Here is an 18,375-nt window from a genome sequence, read left to right as displayed (position 1 = left end):
GACTCTGGCGCGGACATCCAGCTCATCTGACAGATCATCAGACCTATACCACCTTAAGGGGATTGACCATGCAAAAGACCCCAATCCATGACTAGCATCTGGAATCCACTCTGTTCGGACGCCGAACGCCTGGCAGGACGGCGCCGGGCAGACCGACAGGAGGGCCCAACCGCGTGTCCCACCAGCACGTCCATCCCGTCAGCTCCCGCCCGACCCCGGGCGACGTCGCGCTGCCACCGGCCCTGCCCTACCCCGACGGCTGGGCCGCGCTCGCGTTCTCCGCCGAACTCGGGCCCGGCACGGTCCTCACCCGCCAACTGGCCGGCGAGGACGTGGTGCTGTACCGGCTGCGGGACGGCCGGCTGCGCGCCGTCCGCCCGTACTGCCCGCACCTGGGCGCCCACCTCGGGCTCGCCGAGGTCCAGGGCGGCGACCTGGTCTGCCCCTTCCACCGGTTCGCCTTCGACCCCGACGGCCGCTGCGTACGGACCGGCTACGGCACCCCACCGCCCAAGGCCGAGCTGTCCCCGCTGCCGCTGCGCGAGGTGAACGGGACGGTCTTCGTCTGGCGCCACCACGACGGCCGGGAGCCGGACTGGGAGATCCCCGCCTGGCACGTCCTGGCGGACCAGCCGCTGCGCCACACCTCCGTCGAGATGCCCGGCTACGCCCAGGACGTCATGGAGAACTCCTTCGACCTGGGCCACTTCATCACCCTGCACGGCTGGCCGCAGGGCGAGTTGGCGGGCCCCGTAGAGTTCGACGGGCCGCGCTTCCACCTCACGATGCTGGCACGGGAGAAGTTCCCGCTGGTCGGAATGCGCGAGGTGGAGGTCGAGGTGGACGGCTACGGCCTCGCGGCGCTGCACACCGACGTCCACACCCGCTCGCTCGGCCTGCAGATCTGCTCGCTGGTGATGGCCACCCAGGTCTCCCCCGCCCGGATGCAGCTGCGCCAGGCCGGCCGCTTCGCCCTCGCGGAACCGGCCGGTCTGCCGCCGGTGGTCGCCCGGGCGGTCAGCCGTACGGTGACCAGGCTGCTGGCCGGTCCGATCTTCCGCCACAGCACCGAGTTCACCACGGACGACTTCCCGATCTGGTCCACCAAGAGGTACCTCTCCCGGCCGCGGCTCGCCGCCGGCGACGGACCGATCGGCGCCATGCGGCACTGGGCCCGGCAGTTCTACCCGCCGGACCACCTGGAGCACCTGCCGGCGCCGGCCGCCCTGGCCGACCGGCGCGGTCGGCAGACCCCGGACGGCATCGGCTCGCGTCACTAGGCCCGGTCCGGCCGATCTTGCCGGACAGGGCCCGGGCCACCGCACCGGCGGCCCCACTTGCCGGAGCTGGCGGGCCGTCGACGACGGTGCGCCGGCACCGCTGCCGGGGGCGCCGCGGCCGCCTCGTCGGGCAGCGGCACGGCCCGCCTGGTTAGGCTGCAGTATGGCCCGTTTCGTCCTGACCCGCCGCACCCCGCTGCCGCCCGCCGACTGCTGGGCCCGGCTCACCGCCTGGCCCCGGCACGGCGACCGGGTGCCGTTCACCCGGGTGAGCGTGGTGCGCGGCACCGGGCGGCGCCAGGGGGACGTCATCCTGGCCCGCACGGCCCTCGGGCCGCTGTGCTTCGACGATCCGATGGAGCTGGTGGAGCTGGCTGCCCCCACCCGGTGCCGGCTGGTCAAGCGCGGCCGGGTGGTGCGCGGCGGCGCCGAACTGACCGTCCGCCCGGTGGGTGCGGGCAGCGCGGTGGTCTGGGCCGAGGAACTGCGGATCACCGGCCTGCCCCGGCGGTTCGACCCGCTGGTGGCGGCGGCCGGGCGGCTGGTGTTCGGGCGGGTGCTGGACCACCTGCTGGCCGCCCCGCCCGCTGGATCCTAGGGATTGAGGGCGCGCCAGCTCAGGTACTGCCTGCGCACGTAGTGGCGCTGGTCGCCCTTCACGGTGACCCGGTCGTGCTCGACCAGCTGCTCCGCCGCCCGCAGGGCGATCGCCAGGGCCAGACCGTCCCCGTCCCGCAGGAACACCCGGTCGCTCAGCGCCGCGTGGCGCAGCAGGTACTCGCGCCGCAGCCGGGCCCGCCGGCCTGCGTCCGCACCCAGTGCCTGGACCCGGCGGGCCTCCTCCTCGATGCCCGGCGCGTCCGCGTAGGCCCGATCCGGCACGGGCGGCCCCTCCCCGGGCGAGACCCACTCGGGCAACGGCGGCAGTAGCGGCAGGCCGCGCACCCGGAGCACCTCGTTCGCGAACTGCGGCTGCTCGACGGGCAGTCCGCGCTCCCCGAACAGCGCGAACAGCTCCGCCATGGACCGGGGCGGCACACCCGCCGGCATGTCATCGTCGGTGACCGGGACCTTGCCGAGGAGCGGCCCGCGGAACCGCCCCGGCGGCCGGGCCAACCACAGCCGCAGGGTGACGTGGCGGCGGTCGGTCTCCACCTCCTCACCGAACTCCAGTGCCAGCCCGTGGAGTTCGGACCAGGCGAAGCGGCGCGGCAGCAGGTACCGGACCAGCGTGACGCCGCGCTCATCCGCCCGCAGCCAGAAGGCGTACGGCGTCGCCAACAGCGCGGCGGCGCCCGCCGCGATCCCGACCAGGAGGGCCCCCAGGGGGTCGATGGCCTCGCCGCCGGCCAGGGAGATCCCCGTACCGACCGCCACCACGACGCCGACACCGGCCCGATCGCTCCGCAGCTGCATCGACGCCAACCGCACCGTGCGCATTCCCGTGTCCCCTTCCCCGAGACCGCCCCCACCGTCCCGTTCCGGCCCCGGCCCGGGCAAGCTCCGGCGCCCGGCTGTGACAGCCCCGTGACGCCCCTCGGCCCGCAGCCGGGGATCCCGGCCGCCCGCTACCGCCCGCTACCGCCCGCGCAGGCGGCGCACTAGGTCACGCGCGGCCGGTGGCCAGTCCGGGTACTCGAAGGCGAAGCCCGCCGCCCGCAGCCGGCCGGGCACCACCCGGCGGCTCTTCAGTAGCAGTTCGCTCTCCGAGCGGAGCGCGAACGCCCCCAGTTCGGCCATCCAGCGGGTCGCGGGCAGGGCCAGCGGCATGCCCCAGCAGGCCCGCAGTTCGCGCATGAACTCCCGCTGGGGCAGCGGGTTCGGGGCCGCGAGGTTGACCGGGCCGCTCAGCTCCTGGTGTTCGATCAGGAACGCGACGGCGCGGGCGAAGTCCCGCTCGTGGATCCAGGACACGTACTGCGCGCCGCCCGCGATCGGCCCGCCGACGCCGAGCCGGGCCAGCCAGGACAGCGAGTCGAGGGCGCCTCCGCGTTCGGGCCCGAGCACGACGGCGGTGCGCAGCGCGAGGCGGCGGGTGTCCGGGGTGTCGGCCTCGGCCTGGGCACCCTCCCAGGCCCGGGCGATGTCGACGCTGTACCGCCAGGAGGCCGGGGCGTCCGGCTCGTCGCCGCCGATCCGGCCGTCCAGTTCGTCGTTGGGCGCGTCGTGGCGGTGGGCGTAGACGGTGGCGGTGCTCATCTGCAGCCAGACGGCAGGGGGCCTGCGGGCGGCGGCGACGGCCTGGCCGACGGCCCGGGCGGAGTGCACCCGGGAATCCATCATGGACCGCTGATTCAGCTCCGTGTAGCGGCAGTTGACGCTGCGCCCGGCCAGGTTGACGACGACGTCGCTGCCGTCGACCTCCGCCGTCCAGGCACCCTGGGTGCGGCCGTCCCAGCCGACCTGTCGGGGCCCGGCGGGCCGCCGGCTGAGCACCACGACCTGGTGGCCGGCGGCCGTCAGGGTGCGGTCGAGCAGTTGCCCGAGCGCGCCGGAGCCACCGGGGATGACGATCTTCATGAGTTCCCCCTCACTTTCCGCTTCGAGCCTAGCCGACTAATTGAACGCGTTCAATTCAGTCTCCGCCGAGTGCCCGTCGGACCTGAAACCGCCCTGCAACTGCCCTGCAACCGCGTTGAGAGCGCGTTGAGAGCGCGCCCCGGCACACTCATGTCCGTCGCAAAGAGACCGCCGAGAGACCGCAGAGAGCCCGACCCACCGGAGAGAGGCCCGACATGACCACCACCCCCGTGCACCTGACCCCCGAGCAGATCGAGGACCCGGTCGGCGCCTACGCCGCCTTCCGCGATCAGGACGAGCTGCCCCGGGTCGTGCTACCCGGGCTGGAGACCCCGGTCCGGCTGGTCACCCGCCACCTGGACGTCAAGGCCGCGCTCACCGAACCCCGCCTGGTCCGGGACCGCACCGCCATCGCCACCGTCCGGGCCGAGTCCGACCCGCAGGACGAACTGCAGGCCGCCGCCTTCGACGCCTTTCCCCCCGAGTACGCCAAGTACCTCTCCGGTCACCTCGCGCTGTTCGACGGCGAGGAGCACGCCCGCCGCCGGGCCCCGCTCACCCGCGCCTTCACCGCCCGGCGGATCGCCGCCCTGCGCGGGTTCACCGAGCGCACCGCCGCCGAGCTGCTCACCGAACTCGCCGGGCGCGACCGGCCGGCCGATCTGCTGGCCGAGTTCGCCTACCCGCTGAGCACCCACGTGATCTGTGAGCTGGTCGGAGTGGAGACCGAGGACCGCACCCGGGTCTGCGACTGGATCCGCGACCTCGCGTACGGCGACGGCACCGGGATGGTGGACGGCCTGGCCGGCATCGTCGACTACGTCAAGGAGCTGATCGCCCGCCGCCGCGCCCACCCCACCGAGGACCTGATCTCCACCCTCGTCCACGGCACCCGCGAGGGCGAGCAGCCCCTCGACGAGGACGACCTGGTGTCCATCGTGGTCCTGCTGATCAACACCGGCATCACCCCGCCCGCACTCTTCCTCGCCCACGGCCTGCTCGCCCTCTTCGACCACCCGGACCAGCTGGCCCGGCTGCGCGACGAGCCCGAGCTGCTGGAGCGGGCCGTCCCCGAACTGCTGCGCTACGTCACCCTGGTGCGGATCGGCGCCACCCTCTACGCCACCGAGGACTTCGAGTTCGCCGGAACGGCGCTGCGCACCGGCGATCCGGTCACCGTCGCCCTGCTGGCCGCCGACCACGACCCCCGGGAGTACGGCGAGGCGCCCGAACGCCTGGACATCGAGCGGGAGTTCGGGCGCGGGGACGGCCACCTCGCGTTCGGCCACGGCGCCCACTACTGCCTGGGCGCGGCGCTCGGCCGACTGGTCACCTCCGTGGTGCTGGATCAGGTGCTGGTCCAGCGGCCCGAAGCGGCGCTCGCGGTCCGCCGGGAGGAGCTGGAGTTCGGCCACTGGCCGGGTGACGGTTTCCACCTGCTGGCCCTGCCGATCCAGCTGTGAACTCCGCACCGATCCGGCTGTGGACTCCGCGCTCCCGCAACCGCGGGCCGGTCAGGACCGGGCCGAGGCGAGCGCCTCGGCCACCAGCCCGGCCCGGTCCAGCGGCGCGTACCCGGCGACCGCCCGCTCGTACCCCGCCGGATCGGCCCGTTCGGCGTCCCGGCGGGCGGCGGCCGAGCCCATCGTCGGCTGGAAGCTGCGGGAGCAGCCGAACCGTTCGCTCAGCGCCACCATCCGCACCCCGGCCCGGATGCGCGCGGGATCGCCGGTCCGGGCCGCGTCGTCGAGGGCGGCCAGGCCGAGCGCCAGCAGCAGCGTCCCGGCAAGTGGGCCGTCCGGCGGAGCCGTCCGGCGCTCCAGCAGCCCGATCAGCTCGACCCGTAGCGCGGCCACCAGCGACGCCACCCGGTCGAGCCGCCCGTGCCGGGCGTGCGCGGCCACGCAGGCCGCCTCCAGTTCCAGCGCCCAGGCGCGGTCGGTGAGCGGGTCCGCGGCCTCGGCGAGCAGCGTGGTGGCCCGGCGCCACAACGCGAGCCCCGGCTCGCTCTCGCCCCGGGCGAGAGCGAGTTCGGCCCGTACCCCCAGCTCCGGGGAGAGCAGGTCGACGGCGTCCTCCGCGCGGTGGCGCACCGCCAGCGCCAGCCAGTACTCCGCGCCTTCCAGGTCCCCCGCCTGCAGACTGCCGATAGCCAGGCCCCAGCGCAGGCCCAGCATGTCGTTCCAGTCGCCGAGTTCGTCCAGCGTCCGGACCGCCTCCCGCAGCAGCGGCACCGCCTGCTCACCCTGCTCGCCCAGCAGGTGCAGCTCGCCGAGTCGGGCGAGGGCGAACACCCGCAGCCAGGGCACCGGCAGCGGGTCGAACACCGCGAGGGTGCGCCGGGTCGAGGCGATCGCCCGCTCCACCTGCTGCCGGCCCTCCCAGCGGTAGCCCAGCGCCGCCTCGGCGACGGCCGTCGCCAGCGGCGCCGGATCGGCGCGCAGGGCCTCCAGCGCCGTTCCGTCCGAGCCCAGTGGGTCGGGGACGGCCGCCAGGACGGCGGCGATCGCCCGCACCGGGGTGTCCGGCGCGGCCGGCGCCAGTCGGCGCAGCGTCGCGAGCAGCCGCAGCGCGCCGACCCCGGGGGTGACCCCGCTGCCGGCGGTGAGCAGGGTGTTGACGGCGCTCAGCGCGGTCAACGTCCTTATTGTCTCGCGCAGTTCGGGACCGTGGCGCAGCCTGGACACCGGCCCGCCGGCCTCCTCGGCCAGGGAAGACAGCCGGACGTGGTTGCCCTCCGTGGTCCACAGGGCGGCGAGCACGGCCGCGGTGGCTGCGACGGTGTCCGAGTCCCCGGCGGCGAGGGCCAGTCGGAGCGCGCGGGTCAGGTTCTCCTGGTCGGCCCGGATCAGCCGCCACGCCGCGGTGGCCTCCGGGCCGAACGGGCCGTCGTGCCGGGCGAGGCCGAACTCCCTTGCCCAGGCGAGGAACCGGCGGGTGACCACCTCCTCCTCCCCCGCCGCGGCACGCTGCGTGACGCCGAACTCTCGGACGGTCTCCAGCATCCGGAACCGGCCGCCGGTCGGGGTGTCGGTCAGCCGCAGGAGCGACTGGTCCACCAGGTCCTCCAGCACCGCCAGGGCGTCGCCGCCGTCCGGCAGGTGTCCGTTCAGGAGCACTTCGGCGGCCTCGACGGTGAAGCCACCGGGGAAGACGGACAGGGCACGCAGTGCCGCCCGACCGTCCGGCGCGAGCAGATTCCAGCTCCAGTCGACCACCGCCTGCAGGGTGCGGTGGCGCTGCGGAGCATCCCGGGGCCCGCCGCGCAGCAGGCCGAAGCGGTCCGCCAGCCGGGCGGCGATCTCGGCCACCGACATCACCCGCACCCGCGCCGCGGCCAGTTCGACGGCGAGCGGCAGCCCGTCCAGCCGGGCGCAGAGTCCGGCGACCGGGCCGGGTGGCAGTTCCACGTCGGGCCGGGCCGCGCGGGCTCGCCGGGTGAACAACTCGACGGTGCTCGCGGTGTCCAACTCCGGCAGCAGATAGACGGATTCGGCGGAGACGCCGAGCGGCGTCCGGCTGGTGGTGAGCACCCGCAGCTCCCGGCCCGCGGCAACCAGGCCGTGCACCAGCTCGGCCACGCCGCGCACCACGTGCTCGCAGTTGTCCAGCACCAGCAGTGCCGGGCCGGGGCCGAGCACGGCGGCCGTCCCGGCCGGATCCGGCGCGCCGAGGGCCTCCGCCACCGCCCCGGACACCTCCTCGTCGGCCGACACCCCGGCCAGCGCCACCAGGTGCACCACCCGCTGCGGAGCATCCCTGGCCACCGCGGCCGCCACCCTGGTCTTCCCCAGCCCACCGGGGCCGACCACCGACACCACCCGGGCGCTGCGCAGCAGTTGCGCCACGGCCGCGCGATCGGCGTCCCGACCGAGCAGCTCATTGGGCTCGTGCGGCACCCCGCGCCGCACCGGGGCCTGCTCGCTATGCAGCAACTCCTGGTGCAGCTGGCGCAGTTCCGGCCCCGGGTCGGTGCCGAGCGCCTCCCGCAGGCCGCGCCGGTAGCGGTCGTACCGGTCGAGCGCGGCGGCCGCCCCGCCCGTACGGGCCTCGCAGCGCAGCAGTTCGAGCAGCACCTCCTCGTCCCGGGGGTGGGCGGCCGCCTCCACCGCGAGCGCCTCGGCGGCCTCCGCGCACCGGCCGGTCCGGGCCAGCGCGAGCGCCCGCCCCCGGCGCAACGCCCGCCGGGTGCCCGCCCGTTCGGCGCGCAGCGCCGCCACCGGATCCGCCCCGCCGGGCTCGTCCCACTCCCCCGACCCGCCCCACAGCTCCAGCCCCGCATCGGCCTCCGCCAACGCCCCGGCGTGGTCCCCGGCCCGGCCCTTCTCCACGGCCGCCGCCGCGTGCAGCAGCACCGCCGCGGCGTCCACCCGCTCCTCGCCCAGGCCCAGCCGGTACCCCGTCGGCGTACTGGCGATCAGCTGCGCCCCGTAGCGGCCCCGGGCCCGCGACACCAGCACCTGCAGCGCCTTCCCCGGCCGCTCCGGCCCCTCCCCCGGCCACAACCCCTCGATCAACCGCCCGCTGGCGCAGCCTCCCCGGACGTCCGCCGCGAGCAGCGCCACCAGCCCCCGTACCCCGGGCGCGGTGACCTCCTCACCGCGATAGGAAACCGTGGACAGCACCCGCAGCTCGATCGTCACCCGGCCAGCCTAGCGATCAGGAACAGCCACCCACGGGCCAGTTCGCATGTTTCCGAACAGAAACGGTCTCCATACGGAGCATTGTCAGTGCCGCCGCATAGCCTCCGTCCTCCCAGCACCGGATCGGATCGGAGGAACCACCGATGGCCCCTGAGGCAACCGTTCGCCGCGGCACACGGCGCACCCAGCACACCTACGTCTGGCTGGCGACGATCACCGCCAACGACGGCATCTGCGCCTACTGCGCGATCAGCACCGCGACGACCCTGGACCACGAGGAGCCGGTGGCCGACGAGGGCGCGGACGTCTGGTGGAACTTCATCCCGGCGTGCAAGCCGTGCAACGACTGGAAGGCCAAGCGCACCGCCCGACAGTGGCTGACCGACCAGAAGCTCCACCGAGACCGCCCCGAGGTGGGCTTCGACACCCGGATGATGCCCATGCGCATGATCCTCGGTTTCGAGGACCGGCTGGAGAAGGTCAGGCGCCGGATCCGGGACGCCGACCGCCGCGACTGGTTCCGGCACCACTTCGGAGCGATCCGGCACCGGAACAAGGAGGAGATGTGGGAACACCTCAGCGACTGCGAGGCGATGCTGGCCCGGTATCCGTTCAAACCCTGGACGACACCGAACGTGGGACCGGACGACGCGGACACCTGCCGGCGGCACATGTGTTGCGGCTGGCGACACCCGGACGCCACCACCATCAGTGCCGTGATCCTCGCCCCGGACGACCGCACCCACTTCGCGCGCGCGGCCTACGAAGCCGGCCTCTCCGAAGGGGATCTGACCGCCAGGCTGATCCGCGATCACCTCGCCCGCCGCACCATCCCCACCCAGCGCCGGCCGTAGCCGCCCCAGGGGTGTCGGCACACCGTGCCGGTCACTCCGCCAGGGCGGCGGCCCGAGCGGTGTCGCCGCCGACGAGGCCGTAGACCTCGTGGTGCCCTCGCGCCGCAGCCGGGCGGTGGTTCACCCGATCGCCCGGCTCGACGGACGCGCCCCCCGTGGCCCCAGGGCCGGTCGTCACGCCCAGCGGCGGGCGGCGGCGGGTGAGCGTATGTTGCGGTCATGACCAGTGACGAGACGGCCATCCCGGCCGTAGGGGTGCGCCCGCTGGACGAGGTGTTCGACGCGATCGAGGCTGCCAACCGCCGCCCGCAGCCGTGGACCGGTTTCGACCACGGCGTCCTGGGGGCCTACCGGTGGGCCGCCGGGGCCCAGGTGGCGGCGCCCGTCACCGCCGCCGCGGCGCTCGGCGCCGCCGGACCGTGCCGCGCACAGCTGCTCGCCGAGCACCAGGCCGCCGCCGTCCGCCTGCGCGACGCCCTGCGAGCGAGCGCGGACGCCGCGTACGCCCTCGGTGCCTACCAGGCGCTGGCCTGGCTGTGCGGACACCACGAGGACCGTCCCTGACCGGAGCCCGGAACGGGTGGGCGGCCGGAATCCCGGCCCGTTGACACCCGGCGCCCGGCTGAGCGGCGCGCGGCGGCCGGCATGCCCGGGGTGGTTCCGCCTGAAATGCCCGGCGAGGTGACGGTTTCATCGAGGCGCCAGCGGTTAGCCGCATGCCTGGGCCCGTCCGGCGCCCGATGAACCCGGTCCGAAACGTGGAGGAGTTCGGCGATGAAGGTTTCCGACTACGTGCTGGAGCGCCTGCGCGACTGGGGGGTGGAGCACGTCTTCGCCTACCCGGGCGACGGGATCAACGGCCTGCTGGCCGCTTGGGGCCGGGCCGAGGACCGGCCCCGGTTCATCCAGGCGCGGCACGAGGAGATGGCCGCCTTCCAGGCCGTCGGGTACGCCAAGTTCTCCGGCCGCACCGGGGTGTGCGCGGCGACGTCCGGGCCGGGGGCGATCCACCTGCTCAACGGACTGTACGACGCCAAGCTCGACCACGTCCCGGTCGTGGCGGTCGTCGGGCAGACGGACCGCAGCGCCATGGGCGGCTCCTACCAGCAGGAGGTCGACCTCGTCAGCCTGTACAAGGACGTGGCCTCGGAGTACTGCGAGATGGTCACCGTCCCCGCCCAGCTGCCCAACGTGCTGGACCGGGCGATGCGCATCGCGGCCACGCGGCGCACCGTCACCGCGGTGGTCATCCCGGCCGACGTGCAGGAACTCGACTACGAGCCCCCGGCCCACACGTTCAAGCAGGTCCCCTCCAGCCTCGGCCTCCCCCACTACGCGCCCGTCCCCGCCGAGGACGATCTCGCGAGGGCGGCGGAGGTCCTCAACGCGGGCGAGAAGGTGGCCATGCTGATCGGCCAGGGCGCCCGGCACGCCCGCGCCGAGGTCGAGCAGATCGCCGACCTGCTCGGCGCCGGGGTGGCGAAGGCGCTGCTCGGCAAGGACGCTCTGCCCGACACCCTGCCGTACGTCACCGGCTCGATCGGGCTCCTCGGCACCCGCGCGTCGTACGAGATGATGCGCGACTGCGACACCCTGCTGGTGGTGGGCTCCAGCTTCCCGTACACCCAGTTCCTGCCCGAGTTCGGCCAGGCGCGGGCGGTGCAGGTCGACCTGGACCCGTCCATGGTGGGCTTGCGCTACCCGTTCGAGGTCAACCTCGTCGGGGACGCCGTCGAGACGCTGCGGCGGCTGATCCCGCTGCTGGAGCCGAAGTCGGACGGCACCTGGCGCAAGACCGTCGAGGACAACAGTGCCCGCTGGTGGGAGGTGATGCAGCGCCGCGCCGAGGTGTCCGCGGACCCGATCAACCCGGAGTACGTCGTCCACGCCCTGGACTCGCTGCTGCCCGAGAACGCGATCGTGGCCGCGGACTCCGGCTCGGCGGCCAACTGGTACGCCCGCCACCTGCGGTTCCGCGACGGGATGCGCGGCTCGCTGTCGGGGACGCTGGCCACCATGGGGCCCGGGGTGCCGTACGTGATCGGCGCGAAGTTCGCCCACCCGGACCGGCCCGCGATCGCGATCGTCGGCGACGGCGCGATGCAGATGAACGGCCTGACCGAGCTGATCACCGCCGCGAAGTACTACCGGGAGTGGTCCGATCCGCGCCTGGTGGTGGCGGTGCTGAACAACCACGACCTGAACCAGGTGACCTGGGAGATGCGGGCGATGCAGGGCGCCCCGCAGTTCGAGCCGTCCCAGAGCCTGCCGGATGTGCGCTACGCCGACGTCGCCCAGTTGTTCGGGCTGCACGGACGCCGGGTGGAGCGCCCGGAGGACGTGGGGCCGGCCTGGAGCCAGGCGCTCTCGGCGGACCGACCGTTCGTGATCGACTTCCGTACCGACCCCGCGGTGCCGCCGATCCCGCCGCACGCGACCTGGGACCAGATCAAGGCCGCCGCCCTGTCCGTCCTCAAGGGCGACAGCGACCGGGGCTCCGTCCTCCGGCAAGGGGTGAAGGCCAAGGTCCAGGAGTTCCTGCCCGGCAACGGCGGGAACTGACCGATGACCGGCCATCAGGACGTCGATCTGGCCGCGCTGGAGCGGGCGCTCCGGACCGAGGTGGACGGCGAGGTCCGATTCGACGCGGGCAGCCGCGGCGCGTACGCGACCGACGGCTCGAACTACCGGCAGGTCCCGCTCGGCGTGGTCGTCCCGCGCACCGTCGAGGCCGGCGCGGCGGCGGTCGCCGTGTGCTCCCGGTTCGGCGCGCCGCTGCTGTCCCGGGGCGGTGGCACCAGCCTCGGGGGGCAGTGCACGAACGAGGCCGTGGTCATCGACTGGACCAAGTACTGCAACCGCCTGCTCTCGGTTGACACCGAGGCGCGGACCTGCGTGGTCGAGCCAGGCATCGTCCTGGACCAGCTCAACCGGCAACTCGCCCCGCACAAGCTGAAGTTCGGACCTAAACCGTCCACGCACACGCACTGCGCGCTGGGCGGGATGATCGGCAACAACAGCTGCGGGGCGTCCGCGCAGGCCTACGGCAAGACCGCCGACAACGTCCGCCGCCTGGAAGTCCTCACCTACGAGGGCATCCGGTTCTGGGCCGGACCGACCGGCGAGGAGGAGTTCGGGCGGATCGTGGCCGACGGCGGCCCCACCGCAAGGCTCTACCAGGGGCTGCGGCACATCGTGGCCCGCCACCTGGCCGAGATCCGCACGGGCTATCCGAAGATCCCGCGCCGGGTCTCGGGCTACAACCTGGACTCCCTGCTGCCGGAGAACGGCTTCGACGTCGCCCGGGCCCTGGTCGGCAGCGAGGGCACCCTGGTCACGGTCCTGCGAGCCGAGCTGGAGCTGGTCCAGGTGCCGGCCGCCGAGGCACTGCTGGTCCTCGGGTTCGACGACATCTACACCGCCGCCGACGCCGTGCCCCGGCTCCTGGAGCACAGCCGGCCCTCCCAGTTGGAGGCCATCGACGGGCGGATGGCCCAGCTGATGCGCGAGGAGCACGCCTACCTCGACTCCCTGGAACGGCTGCCCGAGGGCGACAGTTGGCTGCTGCTCCAGTTCACCGGTGACACGAAGGAGGAGGCGGACGCGCAGGGGTACGCGCTGTTGCGGGCGATCGGCCGCGACGAGGACGACCCGCGGGTGGTGCTCTCGGACGACCCCGCGCGCGAGCAGGAGATGCTGAAGGCCCGCGAGGCGGGCCTGGGCGTGACCGCCCGCCCGCCGGACGGCTCCGAGACCTGGGAGGGCTGGGAGGACTCCGCGGTCGCCCCGGAGAAGCTCGGCGCCTACCTGCGCGACCTTGAGCGCCTGTTCGACCGGTACGGCTACCAACAGGCCTCCCTGTACGGGCACTTCGGGCAGGGCTGTGTGCACACCCGGATCCCGTTCGAACTGCGCGACGGCAAGGGCGTCGAGGCGTTCCGGTCGTTCCTCTTCGACGCCGCCGACCTGGTCGCCTCCTACGGCGGCTCGCTGTCCGGCGAGCACGGCGACGGGCAGGCCCGCGGCGAACTGCTGCCCCGCATGTTCACCCCCGCACTCGTCGAGGCGATGGGCGAGGTGAAGGCGCTGTTCGACCCGGGCAACCGGATGAACCCCGGCAAGGTCGTCCACCCCCACCGCGTCGACGACAACCTGCGCCTGGGGGTCGACTGGCGGCCCCAGCCGCAGCAGACGCACTTCGCGTATCCCGACGACGACCACGACTTCGGCCAGGCGGTGCTGCGCTGCGTCGGCATCGGCAACTGCCGCACCCACCAGGGCGGCGTGATGTGCCCCTCGTACCGGGCCACGCAGGAGGAGGAGCACTCCACCCGCGGCCGGGCCCGGCTGCTGTTCGAGATGCTGGGCGGCCACGACGACTCCCCGGTCACCGGCGGGTGGCGCTCCACCGAGGTCCGCGACGCGCTCGACCTGTGCCTGGCCTGCAAGGGCTGCAAGTCCGACTGCCCGGTCGGCGTCGACATGGCCACCTACAAGGCCGAGTTCCTCGCCCACCACTACCAGGGCCGGCTCCGGCCGGCCGCCCACTACGCGATGGGCTGGCTCCCGCTGTGGGCCGGACTCGCCCAGGCCGCACCCCGACTGGCGAACTCCGCCCTGCACGCCCCGGTCATCGGCCGGATCGGGAAGACGCTGGCCGGGATCGACCCGCGCCGCACCGCACCGCTCTTCGCGCCGGAGTCGTTCCAGGAGGGCCGGCGCCGCGCCGGTCGGCCGCAACCCGACCCGGGTGATCCGCGCACCGTACTGCTGTGGCCGGACACCTTCACCAACCGCTTCCACCCCCACATCGCCCGAGCGGCCGTCCAGGTGCTGGAGGACGCCGGCTTCCGCGTCGCCGTCCCCGAGGAGCCGGTGTGCTGCGGTCTGACCTGGATCTCCACCGGGCAGCTCGCCACCGCCCGCCGCGTCCTGCACCGCACCACGCGGGTCCTGCGTCCGTGGCTGGAAGCCGGAACCCCGATCATCGGCCTCGAACCCTCGTGCACCGCGGTCTTCCGGGACGACGCCCCGAACCTGCTCGCCGGCGACCAGGACATCGCCCGGCTCGCGGCCCGGACGCGCACCTTCGCCGAACAACTCGTCCACCACGCCCCGGACGGATGGCAGCCACCTCGGCTCGACCGGGCGGCGACCGTGCAGACCCACTGCCACCAGCACGCCGCCCTCGGCACCGGGGCGGACCGCCAACTGATGGACCGCGCGGGCCTGGACGCGAGGATCCTCGACGAAGGCTGCTGCGGCCTGGCCGGCAACTTCGGTTTCGAACAGGGCCACTACGACCTGTCACAGGCCATCGCCGAGCAGGGCGTCCTGCCCGCCGTTCGCGACACCCCGTCGAGTTCCCTCGTGCTGGCCGACGGATTCAGCTGCCGCACCCAGATCGACCAGGCCGACACCGGCCGCACCGCCGTGCACCTGGCCGAAGCCCTCGCCCTGGCCCTGGCCGGGCCGCTGCCCGCCTCCCACCCGGAGTCGGCCGTCGCCCGCCCGCGACCGCGCCCGGCGGCGGCCAGGCTGCTCACCACCGGCCTGGCCGGCGCGGCGGCGGGGCTGGCGGCAGGAGCGGTCCTCGCCGCACGGCACCGCCACCGGTCCCGTAGGAGCCACCCTTCCCGCAGGAGGTAGACATGTGGAAATCGCTGCACGAGCGGCTGCACCGCGAGGCCCGCGCCTACGCCGGCGACGAAGACCGCCCGCTGGCCGCCTACTCGGGCTTGATGGCCCTCTACGCCGCCACGGCGGGCGCCGTCACGGCCGCGGCCACGGCCGACCGCCGCGCGCTGCCCGACCCGACCCCGTGGGACGTCGCCCTGAGCGCGCTGGCCACCCACCAACTGGCCCGCCTGCTCGCCAAGGATCCCGTCACCAGCCCGCTGCGCGCCCCGTTCACCCGCTTCGAAGGCACCTCCGGCCCGGCCGAACTCGAGGAGGAGGTGCGCGGCACCGGAGGCCGCAAGGCCATCGGCGAACTGCTCACCTGCCCGTTCTGCATCGGCCTGTGGGCGGCCACCGGCCTCACCGCCGGAGCCGTCTTCGCCCCGCGGGCCACCCGGCTCGCCGCCGCCACCCTGGCGGCACTCGCCGGAGCCGACTTCCTGCAGTTCGCCCGTGCGGCCGCCCAGCACGCGGCTGAGCAGACGTCATGACCTCCGCCGACCACTCCACCATCGCCGACCTGCGGGTACGGGTCCTCGACATCCCCACCGACGGCCCGGAGGCGGACGGGACGCTCGCCTGGGTTCACACCACCATGATCCTGGCCCAGGCCCGCAGCGGGGACACGAGCGGCCTGGGCTGGACCTACGGCGACCCGGCCACCGCCGACGTGATCACCGGCCGGCTCTCCGGCATCGTGACCGGCCGACCGGCACTCGACGTACCCGCCGCCAACGAGGCGATGAGCCGCGCGGTGCGCAACGCCGGCCGCCCCGGCCTGGTCTCCGGCGCCGTCTCCGCGATCGACATCGCCCTGTGGGACCTCAAGGCCCGCCTCCTCGGGCTGCCGCTGGCCGACCTCCTCGGCCGGGCCCGCACCGAGGTGCCCGTCTACGGCAGCGGCGGCTTCACCACCTACACCGACCACCGGCTGGCCGAGCAGCTCGACGGCTGGGCAGCGCAGGGCATCCCCCGCTTCAAGATCAAGATCGGTGAGGGGTGGGGCACCAACGAACGGCGCGACCTGCGACGCACCGGCCGAGCCCGCACCCTGGTAGGCGACGACGCCGAGCTCTACGTCGACGCCAACGGGGCCTACACCCGCAAACAGGCGGTCCGGATCGGCCGGGCCCTGACCGACCTGGGCGTGTCCTGGTTCGAGGAGCCCGTCTCCTCCGACGACCTCACCGGCCTCGCCCACCTGCGCGACGCCGTCACCGCCGACGTCGCCGCCGGTGAGTACGGCTACGACCTGCCCTACTTCGCCCGCATGATCCCGGCGGTCGACTGTCTCCAGGCCGACGCCACCCGCTGCGGCGGCCTCACCGTCTGGCTGCGAGCCGCCGCCCTCGCCGAGGCCCACGGCCTCCAACTGTCCGGCCACTGCGCCCCGCACGCCCACGCCCACGCCGCTGCCGCCGTGCCGAACCTGCGCCACCTGGAGTGGTTCCACGACCACGTCCGCATCGAGAACCTCGTCTTCGACGGCACCCTCGACCCGGCCGGCGGACACCTGCACCCGGGCCGCGACGGCGCGCCCGGGCTCGGTCTGACGGTCCGGGCCGACGTGGCGGAGCAGTACCGTGCGCGCACCTGACGCCGACGGTCGGGCCGAGTCGGCGCCCCCCGCCGCCACCAGCGGCGCTCCGGCCCCGCACGCCCTGCGGGACTACGCGCTGCTCGCCGACGGCGAGCGCGGCGCCCTGGTGGGACCGCGCGGCGACATCGTGTGGATGTGCGCACCCGCCTGGGACAGCGACGCCGTGTTCACCGCCCTGATCGGCGGCCACGGCTGGTACAGCGTCACCCCCACCGGCTCGTTCGTCTGGGGCGGCTACTACGAACCGGGCACCCTGATCTGGCGCTCCCGCTGGGTCACCACCAGCGGGATCACGGAGTGCCGCGAGGCCCTCGCCCACCCCGGCGACCCGCACCGCGCCGTGGTGCTGCGCCGGCTCCTGGCCGTCGACGGGGACGCCCGACTGGACGTGGAACTGAACCTGGCGGCCGGCTTCGGCACCGACCCGCTCCGGGAGCTGCACCGCGACGAGCGAGGCCGGTGGACGGGCCGCGCCGGCAGCCTCCACGTGCGATGGAGCGGGGCACCCGACGCCCACCCGGACGGCACGGTGCTGCGCAGCGCGCTGGCCCTGCCGGCCGGGGCCCACCATGACCTCGTGCTGGAGGTCTCCGACCGCCCGCTGCCCCGCAGCGAGCCGGCCGACCACCTGTGGCGGGCGACGCAGGAGAGCTGGTCCGCCTGCGTGCCGGGCCTCGCGCACACCCTGGGCAGCCGCGACGCCCGGCACGCGTACGCCGTGATGGCCGGCCTGACCACCTCGACCGGGGGCGCGGTGGCCGCGGCCACCACCAGCCTGCCGGAGCGGGCCGAGCAGGGCCGCAACTACGACTACCGGTACGTGTGGATCCGTGACCAGGCCTACATCGGCCAGGCCGACGCCGCAGCCGGCGGCCACCGGCTGCTGGACGACTCGGTGCGGTTCATCACCGCCCGCCTCCTCGAACACGGCTCCGACCTCGCCCCGGCCTACACCGCCACCGGGCACCCCGTGCCCGACCGGCGCACCCTGGACCTGCCCGGCTACCCGGGCGGCTTCGACGTCGTCGGCAACCGGGCCAACCGTCAGTTCCAGCTCGACGCGTTCGGCGAGAGCCTGCTGGTGCTCGCCGCGGCCGCCCGCCACGACCGCCTCGACGCGGGCGGCTGGCAAGCGGCACTGACCGCCGCCCGGGCCATCGCCGCCCGCCACCGGGAGCCGGACGCCGGCATCTGGGAACTCCACGACGACCGCTGGGCCCACAGCAGCCTCACCTGCGCAGCGGGCCTGCGGGCGATCGCCCAGGCCGCCCCGCGCGCCTCCACCGCACGGGCGGGGTCATGGGAAGCACTGGCGGACCGGATCATCGCCGAGACGTCCGCAGAGTGCCTCCACCCCTCCGGCCGCTGGCAACGCTCCGCGACCGACCGCGGCGTGGACGCGGCCCTGCTGATGCCCGCCCTGCGCGGCGCCCTGCCCGCCGAGGACCCCCGCACCATCGCCACCCTGCACGCGGTACGCGCCGACCTCACCCAGGACCACTACGTCTACCGGTTCCGCCACGACCAGCGACCCCTCGAAGACGCCGAAGGCGCCTTCCTGCTGTGCGGCTTCGCCATGGCCCTGGCCGAGCACCAACAGCACGACGACATCGAGGCGGTGCGCTGGTTCGAGCGCAACCGCGCCGCCTGCGGACCACCGGGCCTTTACGCGGAGGAGTTCGACGTCGCCCAGCGCCAGCTGCGCGGAAACCTTCCCCAGGCCTTCGTCCACGCGATGATGCTCGAAACCGCCGCCCGACTCGCCTCCGGTGGTCCGACGACCTGACGCCCGGCCCCCG

At 74.3% G+C, this 18,375-nt stretch carries 13 protein-coding genes; 10 read left to right on the top strand and 3 right to left on the bottom strand.

The features are described 5' to 3' along the window. Positions 1 to 173: 173 nt before the first annotated feature. Both ACFWIS_RS09665 and ACFWIS_RS09660 read left to right on the top strand, forming a co-directional pair. Positions 174 to 1,280, top strand: a complete 1,107-nt coding sequence (locus ACFWIS_RS09665; protein WP_380451931.1) for a Rieske 2Fe-2S domain-containing protein — start codon at positions 174 to 176, stop codon at positions 1,278 to 1,280. 163 nt (positions 1,281 to 1,443) lie between these two features. Further along, positions 1,444 to 1,878: an SRPBCC family protein gene (locus ACFWIS_RS09660; protein WP_380451933.1), complete on the top strand. Its 435-nt coding sequence runs from the start codon at positions 1,444 to 1,446 to the stop codon at positions 1,876 to 1,878. Here the strand turns inward: ACFWIS_RS09660 and ACFWIS_RS09655 are convergent. Together ACFWIS_RS09655 and ACFWIS_RS09650 are read right to left on the bottom strand one after the other, a co-directional pair. Further along, positions 1,875 to 2,720, bottom strand: coding sequence for a hypothetical protein (locus ACFWIS_RS09655; RefSeq protein ID WP_380451935.1), 846 nt, complete (start codon positions 2,718 to 2,720; stop codon positions 1,875 to 1,877). The two genes, ACFWIS_RS09660 and ACFWIS_RS09655, sit on opposite strands and share 4 nt — an antisense overlap. 138 nt (positions 2,721 to 2,858) lie before the next feature. Further along, positions 2,859 to 3,800, bottom strand: coding sequence for a TIGR01777 family oxidoreductase (locus ACFWIS_RS09650; RefSeq protein WP_380451936.1), 942 nt, complete (start codon positions 3,798 to 3,800; stop codon positions 2,859 to 2,861). 215 nt (positions 3,801 to 4,015) lie between these two features. Between ACFWIS_RS09650 and ACFWIS_RS09645 the strand changes: the two genes are divergently transcribed. After that, positions 4,016 to 5,263 carry a cytochrome P450 gene (locus tag ACFWIS_RS09645; protein WP_380451938.1) on the top strand — a complete coding sequence of 416 codons (1,248 nt, stop codon included), beginning with the start codon at positions 4,016 to 4,018 and terminating at the stop codon, positions 5,261 to 5,263. Positions 5,264 to 5,314: 51 nt separating this feature from the next. On the opposite strand, the gene ACFWIS_RS09640 is transcribed toward ACFWIS_RS09645, so the two are convergent. Further along, positions 5,315 to 8,443, bottom strand: a complete 3,129-nt coding sequence (locus tag ACFWIS_RS09640) for an ATP-binding protein (protein ID WP_380451940.1) — start codon at positions 8,441 to 8,443, stop codon at positions 5,315 to 5,317. Positions 8,444 to 8,586: 143 nt separating this feature from the next. Here ACFWIS_RS09640 and ACFWIS_RS09635 point away from each other — a divergent pair, with 143 nt between their 5' ends. The 7 genes from ACFWIS_RS09635 to ACFWIS_RS09605 all read left to right on the top strand — a co-directional run bounded on the left by ACFWIS_RS09635 (position 8,587) and on the right by ACFWIS_RS09605 (position 18,362). After that, the gene (locus tag ACFWIS_RS09635; RefSeq protein ID WP_380451942.1) at positions 8,587 to 9,297 is read left to right on the top strand and encodes an HNH endonuclease; all 711 of its coding nucleotides are present in this window, start codon (positions 8,587 to 8,589) and stop codon (positions 9,295 to 9,297) included. Between the two features lie 219 nt (positions 9,298 to 9,516). Beyond that, on the top strand, positions 9,517 to 9,861 hold the full coding sequence (locus tag ACFWIS_RS09630) for a hypothetical protein (protein ID WP_380451944.1): 345 nt from the start codon (positions 9,517 to 9,519) through the stop codon (positions 9,859 to 9,861). A 210-nt stretch (positions 9,862 to 10,071) separates the two neighbouring features. Beyond that, positions 10,072 to 11,859 (top strand): thiamine pyrophosphate-requiring protein, encoded by a 1,788-nt coding sequence (locus ACFWIS_RS09625; RefSeq protein ID WP_380451946.1) that lies wholly within the window; start codon positions 10,072 to 10,074, stop codon positions 11,857 to 11,859. Between the two features lie 3 nt (positions 11,860 to 11,862). After that, on the top strand, positions 11,863 to 14,946 hold the full coding sequence (locus ACFWIS_RS09620; protein ID WP_380451948.1) for an FAD-binding and (Fe-S)-binding domain-containing protein: 3,084 nt from the start codon (positions 11,863 to 11,865) through the stop codon (positions 14,944 to 14,946). A 2-nt stretch (positions 14,947 to 14,948) separates the two neighbouring features. Then, complete coding sequence (locus ACFWIS_RS09615; RefSeq protein WP_380451950.1) at positions 14,949 to 15,467, top strand: DUF1360 domain-containing protein; 519 nt, start codon at positions 14,949 to 14,951, stop codon at positions 15,465 to 15,467. Beyond that, positions 15,464 to 16,573, top strand: coding sequence for an enolase C-terminal domain-like protein (locus tag ACFWIS_RS09610; protein WP_380451952.1), 1,110 nt, complete (start codon positions 15,464 to 15,466; stop codon positions 16,571 to 16,573). Before ACFWIS_RS09615 ends, ACFWIS_RS09610 begins: the two co-directional genes overlap by 4 nt. Continuing rightward, complete coding sequence (locus ACFWIS_RS09605; RefSeq protein ID WP_380451954.1) at positions 16,560 to 18,362, top strand: glycoside hydrolase family 15 protein; 1,803 nt, start codon at positions 16,560 to 16,562, stop codon at positions 18,360 to 18,362. Before ACFWIS_RS09610 ends, ACFWIS_RS09605 begins: the two co-directional genes overlap by 14 nt. Positions 18,363 to 18,375 lie beyond the last annotated feature (13 nt).

This window comes from Kitasatospora sp. NPDC127060, assembly GCF_042724935.1.
In the GTDB taxonomy this organism is placed as follows: domain Bacteria; phylum Actinomycetota; class Actinomycetes; order Streptomycetales; family Streptomycetaceae; genus Kitasatospora.
The sequence above is the reverse complement of the archived record's forward strand: the minus strand, read 5'-3'. Positions and strand labels throughout refer to the sequence as shown.

Bases quoted from the DNA above. Each gene is read 5' to 3' on its own strand.
- ACFWIS_RS09615 (WP_380451950.1), top strand. From the start codon at position 14,949: ATGTGGAAATCGCTGCACGAGCGGCTGCACCGCGAGGCCCGCGCCTAC.
- ACFWIS_RS09610 (WP_380451952.1), top strand. From the start codon at position 15,464: ATGACCTCCGCCGACCACTCCACCATCGCCGACCTGCGGGTACGGGTC.
- ACFWIS_RS09630 (WP_380451944.1), top strand. From the start codon at position 9,517: ATGACCAGTGACGAGACGGCCATCCCGGCCGTAGGGGTGCGCCCGCTG.
- ACFWIS_RS09635 (WP_380451942.1), top strand. From the start codon at position 8,587: ATGGCCCCTGAGGCAACCGTTCGCCGCGGCACACGGCGCACCCAGCAC.
- ACFWIS_RS09650 (WP_380451936.1), bottom strand. From the start codon at position 3,800: ATGAAGATCGTCATCCCCGGTGGCTCCGGCGCGCTCGGGCAACTGCTC.
- ACFWIS_RS09625 (WP_380451946.1), top strand. From the start codon at position 10,072: ATGAAGGTTTCCGACTACGTGCTGGAGCGCCTGCGCGACTGGGGGGTG.
- ACFWIS_RS09620 (WP_380451948.1), top strand. From the start codon at position 11,863: ATGACCGGCCATCAGGACGTCGATCTGGCCGCGCTGGAGCGGGCGCTC.
- ACFWIS_RS09660 (WP_380451933.1), top strand. From the start codon at position 1,444: ATGGCCCGTTTCGTCCTGACCCGCCGCACCCCGCTGCCGCCCGCCGAC.
- ACFWIS_RS09655 (WP_380451935.1), bottom strand. From the start codon at position 2,720: ATGCGCACGGTGCGGTTGGCGTCGATGCAGCTGCGGAGCGATCGGGCC.
- ACFWIS_RS09645 (WP_380451938.1), top strand. From the start codon at position 4,016: ATGACCACCACCCCCGTGCACCTGACCCCCGAGCAGATCGAGGACCCG.